Source organism: Hymenobacter sp., assembly GCF_036388155.1.
Taxonomy (GTDB): domain Bacteria; phylum Bacteroidota; class Bacteroidia; order Cytophagales; family Hymenobacteraceae; genus Hymenobacter.
In genome coordinates, this window is record NZ_DASVSI010000073.1 from 1 (window position 1) to 13,965 (window position 13,965).

General features: G+C 59.1%; 16 protein-coding genes. 13 read left to right on the plus strand and 3 right to left on the minus strand.

Annotated features, from left to right (window positions below; translation table 11 throughout):
• The first annotated feature begins 89 nt into the window (after positions 1-89).
• The 12 genes from dnaJ (at position 90) to VF629_RS10555 (ending at position 10,090) form a co-directional block, all read left to right on the plus strand.
• Entirely contained in the window at positions 90-1,229 is a 1,140-nt protein-coding gene (dnaJ, locus tag VF629_RS10500; RefSeq protein ID WP_331058433.1) for a molecular chaperone DnaJ, read from the plus strand.
• A 275-nt stretch (positions 1,230-1,504) separates the two neighbouring features.
• Positions 1,505-2,014, plus strand: a complete 510-nt coding sequence (locus tag VF629_RS10505) for a sigma-70 family RNA polymerase sigma factor (protein ID WP_331058434.1) — start codon at positions 1,505-1,507, stop codon at positions 2,012-2,014.
• Entirely contained in the window at positions 2,014-2,643 is a 630-nt protein-coding gene (locus tag VF629_RS10510) for a hypothetical protein (protein WP_331058435.1), read from the plus strand. Before VF629_RS10505 ends, VF629_RS10510 begins: the two co-directional genes overlap by 1 nt.
• Positions 2,644-2,692: 49 nt before the next feature.
• Positions 2,693-3,631 carry an ATP-binding cassette domain-containing protein gene (locus tag VF629_RS10515; RefSeq protein ID WP_331058436.1) on the plus strand — a complete coding sequence of 313 codons (939 nt, stop codon included), beginning with the start codon at positions 2,693-2,695 and terminating at the stop codon, positions 3,629-3,631.
• A 119-nt stretch (positions 3,632-3,750) separates the two neighbouring features.
• Entirely contained in the window at positions 3,751-5,127 is a 1,377-nt protein-coding gene (locus tag VF629_RS10520) for an ABC transporter permease (protein ID WP_331058437.1), read from the plus strand.
• 17 nt (positions 5,128-5,144) lie between these two features.
• Positions 5,145-5,624 (plus strand): hypothetical protein, encoded by a 480-nt coding sequence (locus VF629_RS10525; RefSeq protein ID WP_331058438.1) that lies wholly within the window; start codon positions 5,145-5,147, stop codon positions 5,622-5,624.
• Positions 5,625-5,776: 152 nt separating this feature from the next.
• Entirely contained in the window at positions 5,777-6,670 is an 894-nt protein-coding gene (locus tag VF629_RS10530) for a ChaN family lipoprotein (RefSeq protein WP_331058439.1), read from the plus strand.
• 33 nt (positions 6,671-6,703) lie between these two features.
• Positions 6,704-7,339 (plus strand): hypothetical protein, encoded by a 636-nt coding sequence (locus tag VF629_RS10535; protein WP_331058440.1) that lies wholly within the window; start codon positions 6,704-6,706, stop codon positions 7,337-7,339.
• A 63-nt stretch (positions 7,340-7,402) separates the two neighbouring features.
• Positions 7,403-7,858 (plus strand): GNAT family N-acetyltransferase, encoded by a 456-nt coding sequence (locus VF629_RS10540; RefSeq protein WP_331058441.1) that lies wholly within the window; start codon positions 7,403-7,405, stop codon positions 7,856-7,858.
• 29 nt (positions 7,859-7,887) lie between these two features.
• The gene (locus VF629_RS10545; protein ID WP_331058442.1) at positions 7,888-8,838 is read left to right on the plus strand and encodes a 3',5'-cyclic-nucleotide phosphodiesterase; all 951 of its coding nucleotides are present in this window, start codon (positions 7,888-7,890) and stop codon (positions 8,836-8,838) included.
• Positions 8,839-8,923: 85 nt separating this feature from the next.
• Positions 8,924-9,430, plus strand: coding sequence for a phosphoheptose isomerase (locus VF629_RS10550; protein ID WP_331058443.1), 507 nt, complete (start codon positions 8,924-8,926; stop codon positions 9,428-9,430).
• Positions 9,431-9,460: 30 nt separating this feature from the next.
• Positions 9,461-10,090, plus strand: coding sequence for a hypothetical protein (locus VF629_RS10555; RefSeq protein WP_331058444.1), 630 nt, complete (start codon positions 9,461-9,463; stop codon positions 10,088-10,090).
• A 71-nt stretch (positions 10,091-10,161) separates the two neighbouring features.
• Here the strand turns inward: VF629_RS10555 and VF629_RS10560 are convergent, their stop codons facing one another.
• The 3 genes from VF629_RS10560 to VF629_RS10570 form a co-directional block, all read right to left on the minus strand.
• The gene (locus VF629_RS10560; RefSeq protein WP_331058445.1) at positions 10,162-10,350 is read right to left on the minus strand and encodes a hypothetical protein; all 189 of its coding nucleotides are present in this window, start codon (positions 10,348-10,350) and stop codon (positions 10,162-10,164) included.
• Positions 10,351-10,361: 11 nt separating this feature from the next.
• Entirely contained in the window at positions 10,362-12,557 is a 2,196-nt protein-coding gene (locus VF629_RS10565) for a penicillin acylase family protein (protein ID WP_331058446.1), read from the minus strand.
• A gap of 134 nt (positions 12,558-12,691) precedes the next feature.
• Positions 12,692-13,039: a HesB/IscA family protein gene (locus tag VF629_RS10570; protein ID WP_196281113.1), complete on the minus strand. Its 348-nt coding sequence runs from the start codon at positions 13,037-13,039 to the stop codon at positions 12,692-12,694.
• Positions 13,040-13,268: 229 nt separating this feature from the next.
• Between VF629_RS10570 and VF629_RS10575 the strand changes: the two genes are divergently transcribed.
• Complete coding sequence (locus VF629_RS10575; RefSeq protein WP_331058447.1) at positions 13,269-13,805, plus strand: hypothetical protein; 537 nt, start codon at positions 13,269-13,271, stop codon at positions 13,803-13,805.
• Positions 13,806-13,965: the final 160 nt, after the last annotated feature.

Here is a 13,965-nt window from a genome sequence, read left to right on the forward strand (position 1 = left end):
AGCATCTCTCCCGAGGAAGTAAATGATTCACTCTCGCGGGAGAGATGCTTCGACTTCGCTCAGCATGACCGCCGGATAGCACCACAGAGATGGCAACTAAGCGCGATTATTACGAGATATTGGGTATCGCCAAAAACGCGGCGGCCGACGAAATCAAGTCGGCCTACCGCAAGATGGCCATCAAGTACCACCCCGATAAGAACCCCGACGACCCGACGGCCGAAGACAAGTTCAAGGAAGCCGCCGAGGCGTACGAAGTGCTGAGCAACGCCGACAAGCGCGCGCGCTACGACCGCTACGGCCACCAGGGCATGGGCGGCAACGGCGGCGGGCCGCAGAACATGGAGGACATTTTCTCGCAGTTCGGCGACATTTTCGGCGGTGGCGGGTTCGAAGGCTTCTTTGGCGGACGCCAGGGCGGCGGAGGCCGGCGCCAGCGCAAGGGCTCGAACCTGCGCATCAAGCTGAAGCTCGACCTGGAGGAAATTGCCAACGGCGTGGAGAAGAAAATCAAGGTGAAGCGCTACGTGGCTTGCCAGCCGTGCAGCGGCACCGGCGCCAAAAACGGTACTGACCTCAAAACCTGCCCCACTTGCCAAGGCCAAGGCCAGACCAAGCGCGTGGTGAATACCATGCTCGGCCAGATGGTGAGCAGCAGCACCTGCCCCACCTGCAACGGCGAAGGCAAAACCATTGTGAGCACCTGCGACGTGTGCAAAGGCGAAGGCCGGCAGCTGCACGAGGAAGTGATTCCCATCAACATCCCCGCCGGTGTGGCCAACGACATGCAGTTGAGCATGAACGGCAAAGGCAACTTCCCGGAGCGCGGCGGCGTGCCCGGCGACCTGCTCATTCAGATTGAGGAGGAGCCGCACGAGTTCCTGAAGCGCGACGGCAACAACATCATGTTCGAGCAGTACATCTCCTTCGTAGACGCTGCCCTGGGTGCCAACCTGGAGGTACCGACCATCGAAGGCAAGGTGAAAATCAAGGTGGACCCTGGCACCCAGCCCGGCAAAATTTTGCGGCTGCGTGGCAAGGGCATCAAAGACCTGAACGGCTACGGCCGCGGCGACCAACTCATTCATCTGAACGTGTGGACGCCGAAGCACGTGAGCAACCAGGAGCGCGAGCTGCTGGAGAAACTGCGCGACTCAGACAATTTCACGCCGCACCCCGGCAAGAACGAGAAAGGCTTCTTCGAGAAAGTGAAGGAATACTTCGCGTAAGCCGAAGTTGACGGATTGAAAAGCCCCGTCTGGCCAGTGGCCGGGCGGGGCTTTTTTGTTTGCTTGGAGAAGACGAGGCTTAAAAGAACGTCATGCCGAGCGCAGCCGAGGCATCTCGCTCGTTTCGCCCTCACGATGGGGTTACTACCCCACGCGAGATGCCTCGGCTGCGCTCGGCATGACGGCCTGTTGGGAGCGCATTAAGAAATTATTTTCTGCCGCGCTGTAATGCCGCAGCGCGGGTTGCGATTAACTTCCCGAAACCACCTCTGAGAATGCCTGCTGCCGCGCCTTCTGCCGATTTTGTTGCCGCGCTGAATGAGTACCAGCCGCTGCTGCGCCGCGTGGCCCGGCTGTACTGCCAGGATGCCGACGACCGGCAGGACTTGTTCCAGGAAATCGTGTTGCAGCTGTGGCGGGCGTGGCCGCGCTACGTGCCACAGGCCAACGCCAAGCTGAGCACCTGGCTCTACCGCATCGCGCTGAACGTGGCCATTTCGAACCTGCGCCAGCGCACCCGGCGCCCGGCGCCCAGCGAGCTGAATGACGAGGCCCTGGCTGTGGCCATGGCGCCCGACGCCAGCCTCGACGCCGATGACCGGGCCGCCCTGTACCGGGCCATCGGCCGCTTGTCGGAAGTCGACAAGGCGTTCATACTGCTTTACCTCGAAGACCGGCCCTACGATGAGATGGCTGACATTCTGGGCATTACTCAAAACAATGTGCGCGTGAAAATGCACCGCGTGCAGGAAAAACTTCGTTCCTTTTTACTTCACGCCGCCTGATGGAACTCGATGACCTCCGCCGCCAGTGGCAACAGCAGCCCGAAACCGCTCCGCCTCCCGTGAGCCCCGCCCAATTGGAGGGCCTACTGTCCCGGCGCCCGACTGGTCTCATTGAAAAGATGCGCCGCAATGCGTGGTTCGAGACCGTTTTTACGGCGCTGGTGGCGGCGGCATTGCCCTTCTACATTGCGTTTCGGGACTCAGCGTTCCACCGTATGTACGGCGTGGCCATGCTGCTGCTGTCCGTCATCATGCTGTACTATTTCTACCGCCAACTGCAGCTGCTGGGGCGCATGGCCCGGGCCGAGGTGCACGTACGGGCGCATTTGCTGGAGCTGAGCGCCGGGCTGCGGAAGCTTTTGCGCTTTTATTACCGACTGACGCTGGCCACCACGCCTTTGGCGATGCTGCTCGTGCTGGGGTTCTTCACGGGCAAAGAGCTGGCGCGCACCGGAGACTTCCGCTGGGGGTTGATGGCAACCGTCGCTGCGGCCTTCCTGATGTTCGGCGCCGTGCTGCAGGTGGGCATGGTATACGGCACGCGCTGGTACTTGCAACGGCTTTACGGCCAGCACCTCGACCGCCTCGAAGCCAGCTTGCGCGAGCTCAGCGAAGAAGCCGTTACCTGACATTGACCTGATTCTTCTACATTTAACCTGCCAACCAATTCCTTTTTCTGTGAAACCAATACTGGAAGCCATTGACGTGCGCAAGGCGTACGCCAACCACGTTGCCCTCAGCGGCGTGAGCCTCGCTATCCCCGAGGGCAGCATTTTTGGTTTGCTGGGCCCCAACGGCGCCGGCAAAACCTCGCTCATCCGCATCATCACCCAAATCACGGGGGCCGATGAAGGCGAGATTCGATTCCGCGGCGAGCGGCTCAATCCCAGCCACATTGCTCAAATCGGGTACTTGCCGGAGGAGCGCGGGCTGTATAAAAAGATGAAAGTGGGCGAGCAGCTGCTGTACCTGGCCCGGCTGCGGGGCCTGAGCCGGGCCGATGCCACGGCGCGTATCAAGCAGTGGCTGGCGCGCTTCGACATTAAGGAGTGGGCCGGCAAGAACGTGGAAGACCTGAGCAAGGGCATGCAGCAGAAGGTGCAGTTCATTGCCACGGTCATGCACCAGCCCACCCTCATTATCCTGGATGAGCCGTTCTCGGGCTTCGACCCGATTAACGCCAACCTGATTAAGGACGAGATTTTGGAGCTGCGCAAGCAGGGCGCCACCATCATTTTCTCCACGCACCGCATGGAATCGGTGGAGGAGCTGTGCGACAACATTGCCCTGATTAACCGTTCGCGCAAGGTGCTCGACGGGCCAATCGGTGTGATTCGCAACGAGTTTAAGACCAATACTTACGAGGTAGAAGGCCGCGGCAAACTCATCGTGGTGCACCCCGACTTTGAAGTGGTGGAGCAGTCCGAGCGCGAAAACGGACATTTCTACGCCCGCGTGCAGTTGCACGGCGGCGTGCGGCCCAACGATTTGCTGCGCTACCTCATTGGCGCGGTGGAGGTGGAAGCCTTCCGGGAAAAGATTCCGAGCATCAATGAAATCTTCATTCGCCGCGTGCGCGAAACCATGCCGGAAACGCTGGTTGAAGAAACTGTTTAAACCCGTCTGTCATGCTGACGAAGGAAGCATCTTATCACGGCTGCCTTTGCTAGCGTTACTAACCACAGCAGTGCGGGCGTGATAAGGTCCTTCGCTGCGCTCAGGATGACAAAAACATTATGGCTTCTAAATTTTTACTCGTCGCCGAACGCGAATACCTGACCCGGGTCCGCAAAAAGGCATTCCTCGTGCTCACCTTGGCGGTGCCCCTGCTCATCGCCGCCTTTGGGGCCATTGTGGTCAAAATGGCCATGTCCGACAACGATACCACTGACGTGGTAGAAGTGCGCGACGACAGCGGCCTGAACTTGTCTAACCGCTTGGTTAATTCTTCCCAGCTACGTTTTGAACCCGCGAAGGGTACGTTGGCCGAGGCCAAAAAAGGGTTTCAGAAGGCCAAGCACGACGGTTTGCTGTATCTCCCCGCCGGCCTCAACGTGGACAATCCGGTAGGCGTGCAGTTCTACGGCAAGGGCAACATCAGCCTCAAAAAGCAAGTGGCCGTGCAAAACGCCGTGAACAAAGCCTTCTCGGAGCTGAAAATGCAGAAGTCGGGCCTCTCGCAGGAACAGCTCGACCGGCTGCGCTCCAAGGTGGAGCTGCAAACCATCAGCCTCGACGACACAGGGAAAGAAGCCAGCAGCAACGCGCTGGCCACTTCGGCCACGTCCTACGTGCTGGCCATCCTCATTTACTTCTTCATTTTCGTGTACGGCGTGCAAATCATGCGCGGGGTAGGGGAGGAGAAGTCGAGCCGCATCATGGAGGTGATGTTGTCGTCGGTGAAGCCCTTTGACCTGATGATGGGCAAAATCATGGGCATCGCCGCCGTGGGCCTCACCCAGTTTTTACTGTGGGGGCTGTTGTCGGCGGGCGCCTCGTCGGTGATTATGCCGTTGCTAGTGGGCAAAGACAAGCCCAAAACCGAAGTAGCCGCCGCTACGCCCGCGCCGGGCACCCCAGCGGCCGACGGGGAGCCCCAAAGCGCCGCCGGCAAATTTGACCAAAGCCTCCAGCAAACCACCCCCATGAACCCGACGGCTAAGATGTTGGACACCCTGGGCAACCTGCCGCTGGGCACCATCCTGTTTGGCTTCATCGTGTATTTCCTGGGCGGCTACCTGCTGTATGGGGCGCTGTTCGGGGCCGTGGGGGCGGCCGTGGACGACCAGACCGATACCCAACAGTTCATGTTCCCCATCACGCTGCCGCTCATTCTGAGCTACATCGTGGGCCTGTCGGTCATCCTGCGCAACCCCGATGGCCCGGTGGCTTTCTGGATGTCGATGATTCCGTTTACCTCGCCCATTGCCATGGTCATTCGCCTGCCGTTTGGCGTGCCTGCGTGGCAGCTGGCCTTGTCCATCGTGCTGCTCATTTTAGGCTTTATTGGCACGGTGTGGGTGGCCGCGCGCATCTACCGCGTGGGGGTGCTCATGTACGGCAAGAAGGTGACGTATAAAGAATTGGGCAAATGGATGTTCTACAAAGGGTAGTCCCATACCTTTGCTCGATGAAACTCTACTACCGCTCCATTTCTGCTTTTTTGCTGTTGCTGCTGCCCCTGTTGGGTCTTAAGTGCAAAAAAGACGACATCGTTAAAGCCAATCAGTTCAACGTGCAGGTTCGCGTGACCGGAGAGAACTTCTATGGCCTCGGGGCCGAGGTGAAAGTAGAGTCGCGGCGCAACGTGCTGAACCCCACCCCCGGGCCCTCGCTGAAAGAGAGTTACCCCACGTCCATTAATCAGACCTACAACCTGGGCACGTTTGGTGTGCAGGACGATGTGACCATCAGCGCAATGTTTACCAACGTGACTTGCTCTGGTACGGTGCAGCCGGTCAGCAACACCAAGCTCAAGGTGGAGCTGCTGGTCAACGGGCGGGCCCTTAATACCGTTGAGCTCTCGCCCGCGTCGCGCAACATGACGGGTTTTTCGTGCAGTCCCTACTGGTTGATAACCACCGCCGGCAGCGGCGACGACTGGGACTGAGCAGCTGACCCTGTACCACGCCCACCCCATACAAAGCCGTCCTGCTGAACTTAATTGCAGCAGGGCGGCTTTTTTACGGTCTGCTCTATCTGCTTGCGTAGCGGCGCCGTGCACTGCTCGCGGCCCGTTCCTGCCGGCTGTTCCTTTGTGCCATGAAATCACTCCTTTCTGCTTGCCGCTTTTGGGCCATTTGCTGCCTCGCTTTCGCGAGCGTTGCCTTCACCGGCGACCGGCCCGCTTACCGCCTGTTCACCGCCACCGGCCAGCCGGCCGACTACGACCAGATGCTGCAGGAGCTGGCCCAGGCCGACGTCGTGCTCTTTGGCGAGCAGCACAACGACGCCCTCACGCACTGGCTGGAGTTGCAAGTAGCCAAAGACCTGGCCCGCCTCAAGCCCGGCAAGCTGGTGCTGGGCATGGAAATGTTTGAGCGCGACGTGCAGCCGCTGGTGGCGCAGTACGCCGCCGGCACCCTGGCTGATAGTGCCTTTGAGCGCCAGGCGCGCCCGTGGCCCAACTTTGCCACCGACTACCGCCCGCTGGTGCTGTTTGCCAGGGACCAGAAAATTCCCGTGGTCGGCACCAACGCCCCACGGCCGTTTGTGAGCTCGGTGGCCCGTGGCAGCCTCAAGGCGCTGGACAAGCTGCCCGCTGGCGACCGCGCTTTGCTAGCGCCGCTGCCGCTGAAGGTGGACTTCGACCTGCCCGGGTATAAGAAGATGGCGGCCATGTTCGGCGGCGACAGCAAAGCCCACGGCGGGGGAGCGCAAAACATCATTCAGGCCCAAGCCCTGCGCGACGCCACCATGGCGCATTTCATCCGCAGCAACCGCCAGGAGGGGCAAACCCTGCTGCATTTCAACGGCAGCTACCACTCCGACAACCACGACGGTATAGTGGCTTACTTGCGCCAGTACGCGCCCAAGCTGCGGGTAAAAACGCTAAGCGTGGTGACGCAGGAGCAGCTGCAAACCCTGGACAAGGAGCAAGCAAACGTGGCCGATTTTGTGATTATAGTACCGGCCGATGCGGCCAAGACGTATTAGGGCGAAGGCATTCACCTTTTGTTCCGGCCGCTCATGATTTCCACGCAAGACTACAGCACCCTGCCCGATGCACCCGCCCTACGACGCCTGTGCAAGGCGCTGGCCGTGCTCGACGCCATCAATTCGCAAGATTGGGAGTACCGCTACTACTCCTACAACGCCGAGTGGGGCGAAGGCGAAGAAGCCCTGACCATGCGCGACGGCGAAGGCGACGAAATGCTGATTTTGTTCCGGGCGGAGGGCTGCGTCATCAACGGCTTTCTGCACGAGTACGACCAGCCCGACAAAACCCAGGTCACGCGCGGACTGCCCGAGTACTTCGACGACTTCATCTTTGGCGAGCCCGTCAATTCCATTGGCACCACGTTTTGCTTGTGGCACACGGCCGGGCACGGCTGGCAAACCGGCGTGGTGGAAAACGAAGACGACGGCTCCGAAGAGCTGCTCTACATTTTCGACGGCAACCCCGAAACCTACGCCGACTGGGCCGACGAATACTACGGCGAAGAAACCGACCGCTCGCCCCTGAATGTGAACGCCGTGGCTCAAATTTACCGGGGCGAAACGCTGACCAAAACCATCGTGCTGGGCATTGTGGATGAACTGGAGGACTGGCCGCAACTGGAGGAGGACTTGCGGGCCATCGGCTACCCCTACGATTTCAGCTAACGGCAAGCGGTGAATGAGCAGCTGGCTGGTTCTTATTTTTAGCCGCGCCAACTGCTTGAAACCATGCAAATCAGAGAAGCCCGAGTTGCCGACATTTCCGCTTACATGGAAGTCCGCTTTGCCGTCAAAGAAAACGTGCTCAACAACCGGGCGCTGGTCACCGACGAAGACAACGTGGACTACCTCACGCGCCGCGGCAAAGGCTGGGTGGCCGAAGCCGACGGCCGCGTCGTGGGCTTCGCCATTGCCGACTTGCAGGACCACAGCATCTGGGCCTTGTTTGTGCACCCTGATTTTGACCAGCAAGGCGTTGGCGGTACTTTGCACCGCACCATGCTCAACTGGTATTTCCGGCAAACCAGTGAGCCCGCGTGGCTGAGCACGGCGCCCGGCACGCGGGCCGAAGAATTTTACCGCCGCCGGGGCTGGCAGGAAACCGGCCGGACCAATAGCGGCGAGGTACGGTTTGAGCTGACGGCCGCGCAATGGCTAGCTTATGGGCATCACCAAAGCCATTAGGCCCTCTCATGCACTTCCGTTTGCTTGTTGTGTTTTGCCTTGTTGCCCTCAATTGGGCGCTGGTCCCGTGTGCGTGGGGCCAGCAGGCCCAGGGCCCGGCGTTTACCGTGGTGCCGCTGGGCGTGCAGGGCGGCCTGGCCGAAGGCAACCTGTCGGCGTATCTGGTGGCGCCGGTTGGGAGCACCGCCTTCGTATGCCTGGACGCGGGCAGCCTGCACACAGGCATCGAAAAGGCAATTGCCAATCGGGCTTTCAAGGTTTCGAGCGACGAGGTCCTGAAGCAGTACATCAAAGCCTATTGCATTTCGCACCCGCACCTCGACCACGTGGCGGGCTTGCTCCTCAACGCGCCCGACGACTCGGCCAAGCCCATCTACGGCCTTCGGGAATGCGTGGCCACCCTCCAAAGCGAGTACTTTAACTGGCGGGCCTGGCCAAACTTTGGCAACGCGGGCACCCCGCCAGCACTGAACAAGTACCAGCTGCAAACGCTGACGCCCCGGCAGGAAACGCCCATTCCGAACACCCGGATGAGCGTGCAAGCCTTTGTGCTCAGCCACTCCAAGCCCTACCAAAGCACGGCGTTCCTGGTGCGCAGCCAGGGCAGCTACTTGCTTTACTTGGGCGATACGGGCGCCGACAGCGTCGAAAAAACCCCTGCCTTGCGGGCGTTGTGGCAGGCCGTGCAGCCCATCGTTCAGCGCGGGCAGCTGAAGGCCATTTTTATTGAGGCATCGTACGACAACTCCCAGCCGTTGCAGCAGCTTTTTGGCCACTTAACGCCCGCGCTCCTGATGCAGGAAATGGCCGTGCTGGCCAAACTTACCGGCGCCGCGGCCCTGCGCGGCTTGCCCGTGGTCATCACCCACACCAAGCCCACGCTGCGCAATGCCGACGTCCTAAAGCAACAGCTTGCCAAAGCCAATGCCTTGCAATTGAAGCTGGTGTTTCCGGAGCAGGGCCGCCCGCTACAGTTTTGAGTATTTCCGAAATAACGCGGCAAATGAGATTCCCCGTAATTTGCCGCCCTAACCGCTTCACATCATCCGCTTCTTGTTGATTACAATGCCTGACACCGATTCCCAAAAACAAGCACTTTTCCAGCAGGTAGCTGCCCAGCTCCAGCAGCAAGGCTTTACCATTGCCAAAGAAGACCCCACGCGTCCCTGGGGCGGTTTCTTCGTCATCGACGAAGACCAGGCCCAGCAATTTGCCGACACGTATTTCGATGGCCTCTCGGTCGACAAGCTGCGCATTTCGGGCAAGCTGAGCCCCAAAATGCTGCTGGTCGCGCCGCAGCAGCGGCTGTCGTGGCAATACCACCACCGCCGGGCCGAAATCTGGCAGGTGGTACAAGGGCCCGTGGGCGTGGCCACCAGCGAAACCGATGAGCAAGGCGAAGTGAAAAGCTACCAAGTAGGCGAGCGCATCGTGCTCAAGCAAGGCGAGCGTCATCGTTTGGTGGGCCTCAACAACTGGGGCGTATTGGCCGAAATCTGGCAGCACACCGACGCCAGCCAGCCTTCGGACGAGGACGACATTGTGCGCGTGCAGGACGACTTCGGCCGCTAATATTTTTCTACACTATTTACGCTCACTTGCATGAAGCACACGCTTATCCTTATTCTCTCGCTGTTCACGGCCGTCGCTTCGTGGGCGCAGTCGTTCGAGGGCGAAATCATTTACGCCAATACTTATAAGAGCAAGGCACCCAACGTGACGGACGAGCAATGGTCTAGCATGATGGGCAACACCTATAACTACTACATCAAGGGAGCGCAGTACAAATCGGTGGCCAATGGCCAGTTGGTGCAGTGGCAGTTGTATCGCAGCGCCGACAACAAATTGCACAGCAAGCTGGCAAATTCGGAAGCTGCTTTCTGGAATGATGGAGGCGTGAACGAAGACACTGTTCTGAAATCCGAAATCAAAAAAGGAGCAGTCGAAATTCTAGGCTACAAATGCGATGAATTGACGCTGACCTGCAAGAATGGCGTGCAGAAGTATTATTACAGCTCGAAGCTTGCCGTCGACCCCAAGCTATACGTTAACCACAAGTTTGGCAATTGGTACGATATGCTGATGCTCACCAAATCCATGCCCCTTAAAATGATTGTTGACGCCCCACAATTCAGCATGGAAAGCGTAGCCACGGCCGTAAAGCCCGCCAAGCTTGAAGACAAATTCTTTGAGTTGCCCGCAGGCATGCAAACGCAGAAAAGTCCCTATTAAGGCCAACCGGCCCCATGTAAAAAAGCCTCGGCCAGTAGCGGCCGAGGCTTTTTTGTGGACAACGAATTGACTTATTCTTCCGCTGGTTCTGGCTTGGCCTTTTTCATGGCCTCGGCCAATTCCTTTTGCAGCTGCGCGCCCGAGTCTGCCGGTGCTTGCTCGGAAATGTTGTACTGCTTTTGCAGCCGTTTCCACTCGTCGATTTCGATGTAGACGCCAGTGATGTTGCCTTTGGCGTCGGAGAGATATTTGATGTCCATGGGTTGCTCGGTTATTCGCCGGGGCGGTACGTTTTCTCGGCGTGGGTTTTTACGTCTTCCGGGTAAAAACGCACATCCTTGAAGCGGCCCGTGGTGTAAAGCTCGGCTTGGTCGGTGAAGTGCGGCATGCCGGGGCGGCTGCTCTGGCCGCCCGTTACTACGGAGCGCGCCGTAATGCGCGGGCCAAATTCCACCACCGCCACAAAGCTGTTGCCCACGGCCCCGTAGCGTTTTTTGGTGCCGGGGTAGGCGCGGGCCCCAAAAGCAGCCAACGAACCCCACGACGACGAGGTGAAAGCTACCGGCACGCTGGGCTTGCTGTCGTCGTAGGTTTCCTGCACCTTGCCGGTGAGGCGTTGGTAGCGGTTGACGTCGCCCCAGGCAGTTTTCCAGGTGCCAAAGTCGCGCGTTAGGTCGTCGAGGGCCTCGGTGAGGGCAGTTACTTTTTCCGTGGGCGAAGTATTGGCCAAAGCAAACTTTGTGAAGCTGATGTAGTCGAGCTGCGGCTGGGCCGACGGCACCCGGGCGCGGGCCTTGGCCAGTAGGCGCTCGGCCCAATAAATGGCCACGGTTTGGGCCACCGAAGTCTGGCTGTAGTTGTGGTTCCAGGCGCGCAGCAGCTCGATGGCTTCGGCAGTAGCGGGGGCCGCGGCTTTATCGGCCGAGGTGGGCTGGTAGGCTGTGAGCAAGGGCGGCAGCATATCGTCGAAGCCCGTGAGATGCGGGTCGTTGGCCGCCGCAATTAGGGTATCGAGGGTGAAGCTCGTTTTCCTGCTCAGCACCCGCACGGCATTGAGGCCGCGGTAATTTTCGGTGTCGGGGGCCATGTACTTCGGGTACTTGGTCGGCGCCGGGCTGCTGGTGCCTGAAACCGTGAAGGGAGTGGAATTACAGTTCTGAATGAAGCCGCTCTCGGGGTTGTGCACCTGTACCAGCTCGGTCACGCCGTGGAAGCCCTTCCACTCAGTGGCGGCGTTGCTGCCGTCCACGGGTTGGCTCCAGTCAAATTTGGGGTCGCGCTTCGGCATGAAGTTGCCGTGCCAATAGGCTGTGTTGCCCTTGTTGTCGGCAAATACCGTGTTGTTTGAGGCGTTGCCGTTGAGCTTCATCACGTCTTGGTAGCTGGCGTAGCCGGTGGCTTTGGTGCGCAGGTACGACTGCTGCAGGGCCGCCAGCGGCTCGTTCATCATGCGCACCGCCACCCATTGCTGGTCCGACTTCTGGCCCACAATGGGGCCGTGATGGGTGCGGTAGGCCGTGAACTCCCGGCGCAACACCTTGTTGCCGTCGCGGTAGGGCAGGGTAACCTTTTGCACCTGCACGGGCCGCAGCTTGCCGGCGTATTTGTAAAAGAAGGAGCCGTTCTTTTTCTCAATGGTTTCGAGGTATTCGTCCATCGAGTCGGCTTGGCTGGACGTGTGCATCCAGCCGCAATTTTCATTGAAGCCCTGGTACACGAAAAACTGGCCCCAGGTCACGGCGCCGTAGGCATTCAGGCCCTGTTGGCTTACCATCTGCACCTCCGAGCGGAAGTAGAAGGACGTGTGCGGGTTGATGAGCAGCAGGGCGTGTCCGCTGGCGCTTTTGGCTGGCGCAATGGCAAAGCCGTTTGAGCCCACTGGCTCCCGTTCCCGCTTTTCAAAATCGGTATTTATCCACGAGCTGGACTTCTTCTGGCTGTAAAAAGCCTTTAGTCGCTCGGTGCTTACCACGCTGATGTTGCCACCAATACTGCCCTCACTAAACATAAGCGGCATCCACGGCTGGAAGCGGCGTAGCAGCTTGGGCTGCACGGTGGGGTGGGTGGCCAGGTAGTAGTTGGTGCCCGCCGCGAAGGCGTCCAGCAGCTTTTTCATTTCCACCGGCGTCTTCTTGTAGATGGCAATGGCCTGGGTGGTATCCATGAACAGCCGGGCGCGCAAGTCGTGGTACAAAGCAGCTTCGCCTTCTACCTCGGCCAGCCGGCCAATGGCATCTAGATAATTGGTTTCGACGCGGTCAAAGTCGTCTTCGCACTGGGTGTAAAGCAGTCCGAATACTGCGTCGGCATCGGTCTTGCCGTAGATGTGCGGCACCCCGTAGGTATCGCGGGTAATGCTCACCTGCTGGGCCTGCTGCTTCCAGCGGGCTACTTCTTGCGGGCTGAATTTCTGTGCCTGAACCGAGAGGGTTGTCAATAAAATGAACGGTAGAAACAACGGGCGCATGAAACAGGAAATAAGTGAAACCGATGGCGCGAAAGTAAACGAAAAAGCCCCGGCTGGAGGGCCGGGGCTTAATCAATGAGATATCAAAACGTCATGTCGAGCGCAGCCGAGACATGACGTTTCAAAAGATTTTGTTACGCCGAGAACGACGAGCCGCAGCCGCAGGTGCTCTTGGCTTGGGGGTTGTTGAAGACGAAGCCGCGGGCGTTGAGGCCGTCCTGGAAGTCAACCTCCATGCCCAGCACGTACATGGCGTGTTTTTTATCCATGATGAGCTTCAGGCCGTCGAGGTCGTAGGTTTCGTCGGCGTCCTTGGCTTTGTCGAAGCCGAGCAGGTAGCTCATGCCCGAGCAGCCGCCGCCCTGCACGCCAATGCGCAGGCCGTAGTCGGCGGGCACGTTCTTCTCCTGGATGATATTTTTCACCTCAACCACCGCGCGGTCGGTGAGGCTGATAGGGGCGAGGGTGGCAACAGAAGCCATAACGAGACGATTTTGAAGAGGTGGACGACAAAGATACGGCGGCGACCGGAGTAGCTCGCAGTACGGTGTCAGAGCAGAAACAGCAGTTGGGGCCCGGCGGTTCACGGCGTATGTTTGCGGCCGTTGCCGCTGGCGCAAGTAGGCCCGCGCACGCGGAAACGGCAACTATTTCGTTCGCAGGCTCGAATTACTCTTTCGCCCTTCACTTCCTTCATTCCGGCCGCTATTCATGGATTCAACTACCTATTTCTTCGACCTGCTCAAGATTATTCTGCCGGCCCTCATCGTGGCCGGTATCATTTACCTGCTCTTCCGTCAATTCCTGGAAAAAGAGCAGCAGCGGCAGCTCATTGCCATGCGCATGGAAAGCGGCAAAGCCACGCTGCCCCTGCGCCTACAGGCCTACGAGCGCATCGTGCTGTTTTTGGAGCGCATTTCGCCCAACAACATCCTAGTGCGCCTGAGCAGCGCCGGCCAATCCGCGCCCGACTTCCACCGCCTGTTGCAACAAGAAATCCGGGCCGAATACGAGCACAACCTTTCGCAGCAACTTTACATTTCGGCCGATGCCTGGACGGTGGTGAAAGAAGCCAAGGAAAACGTGCTGACCATGGTAAACCGGGCATTCCACGGCATGCAAAACCCGGCCCAAGCCCGCGGCACCGAACTAGCCAAGCGCATACTGGAAGGCCTGATGATGGACGGCGCGGAGCCCACGGCCCAAGCCTTGGCCGTGGTAAAGAATGAGGCCGCAGCATTGTTTTAACACCTGCCACTTAATGAGGAATGAAGAGTGAAGAATGAGGAATTGTCATTGCGAGCGCAGCGCGGCAATCCGTCCTGTTCTCAGCGACCAGCTGAAGGTTGTGACAAATACCATAAAAAAGCCCCGCCTCTATTTCAGAGCCGGGGCTTTTCACGTCTTT